This window comes from Clostridium sp. AF50-3 (assembly GCF_003477445.1).
Taxonomy (GTDB): domain Bacteria; phylum Bacillota; class Clostridia; order Lachnospirales; family Lachnospiraceae; genus Otoolea; species Otoolea fessa.
The window spans coordinates 1-1,632 of record NZ_QUDH01000045.1 but is presented as its reverse complement, the minus strand read 5'-3'; the positions used below and the strand labels follow the sequence as shown (position 1 = coordinate 1,632).

The 1,632-nt window shown below is 37.5% G+C and carries 1 protein-coding gene; it reads right to left on the bottom strand.

The window, feature by feature from the left end; all coding sequences use genetic code 11:
- Positions 1-128: 128 nt before the first annotated feature.
- A complete protein-coding gene (locus DW085_RS18690) occupies positions 129-1,340 on the bottom strand; it encodes an IS110 family transposase (RefSeq protein WP_118293994.1) in 1,212 nt (403 codons plus the stop codon).
- Positions 1,341-1,632 lie beyond the last annotated feature (292 nt).

Genomic DNA, 1,632 nt, shown 5'->3' with positions numbered 1-1,632 from the left:
TTACTTTAGCCTGCAAATAAAAAGTCAAGACTTAATGGGGAAAAAAATATAAAATTTTACATGGTTAAAATTAGGCACTAAAATAAGACCACCACAAGCAGTGCTGGTCTGCAAATAAAAGTTTTGAATTAGCTTGACTCAGAAAGAATACAGAGATATTCCTTCACTCGTCCATAATAAATTCTGAGAAATTTATTAGCGCCTGCAGTCATGTAAACATAGTACGGTTTACCCTGGGCACGTTTTCTGTCCATGAATTGATATACAGGATCATCTTGCGGCATTGTTTTAATAAGAACATCCATTACTTGAAAAAGAGTCTTTCTTAAATTTGAAGACCCACGTTTGGATGTTGGAACACTTTTTTGTGCATAGGAGCCAGACTCGTTTACGCCAGGATCTACCCCGGCGAAAGCAGTAAGGGCTCCTTTATGTGTAAATCTGGTTATATCACCGATCTCAGCCATAAGCTGTGGACCAAGAGATGGACCAATCCCTTTAAACTGCATAACAATCGGGTACTCTGGAAGTTTTGAGGCGGTTTCATTCATGAGAATGCGTATTGTTTCGACGGTAGCAGAAGTGCTGTTAAGCTGAGCGATAGCTTGTCTAATGATGCGTTTGGTTATTTCGTTTTTAGGAAATACCGGGACAAGTTCCGTTGCCTTGGTATAAATTTCTTCGGCTTTTGATTTATTGAAGATATATTTTTTTTGCTTGCACCAGTTTTGATAGTGTTTAACAAAAGAATTTAGAGACATTTTACGAACGCAATCTACATGCCAATACGTATAGACAAAATCAACCCATTTTTGGGAGCCATCACTGCGGGGTGGACTATTAAAATAAGTATTTGCATTTGGGTATGTCTGGTCAATGAGATTAATAAGATTATTTTTCATAGCCGTTTTTTGTTTCACATAGAAATGAAACTGACGATTCATGGCCTTTAGTTGTGTGCGCAATTCATCCACAATACTATATGGTTTAAGATTTTGCCATTTGTCAAGAGCATAGCGGGCGATCTTGATGGAATCAGCTTTGTCAGATTTAACTTTGCGAAGAGAGTCATTATTAAAGTTTTTGACTAGCTTAGGATTAACAGCACTGACAAACAGACCAGCTGCTGAAAATTGCTGAGCAAGTACTTCGTAATAGTGTCCGGTGTGCTCCATTACAATTCGTGATTCACCTTCGATAGAGTGAATAAGTTTAATTAGTGAAAGGATATCACTGGATGTGTGCTTGATCTCAAAAGGAGAGGATACAATCTCACCAAATGGTCTTAGAATTGTAACCATGCTTTTACCTTTTGAAACATCAATACCTACTGCGTTCATAAATTTGTCACTCCTTAAAAATATTACAATGGATAAATACCAGATTTACTCATTACCTGCTCAAACTACTGTGTGTGACACGAATGCACTTAATGTGATTCAACCTGCATAAAACGAACACTGTGAATGAGGAGCTGGTTATCAGTCTAAAGTACGGACGCTAAGTCCTAGTGATGAAGTCGATATACCATTGCATCCTACATTCTAACAGTTTAAGTAATGAGATGGATAAATCCTTACTGGATGTAAGGGGATTACCCATAAGTATATTGTAGTAGTGATGAGTTAGGTG

Coding starts and splice junctions, on each gene's coding strand:
- DW085_RS18690 (WP_118293994.1), bottom strand. CDS start 1,340: ATGAACGCAGTAGGTATTGATGTTTCAAAAGGTAAAAGCATGGTTACA.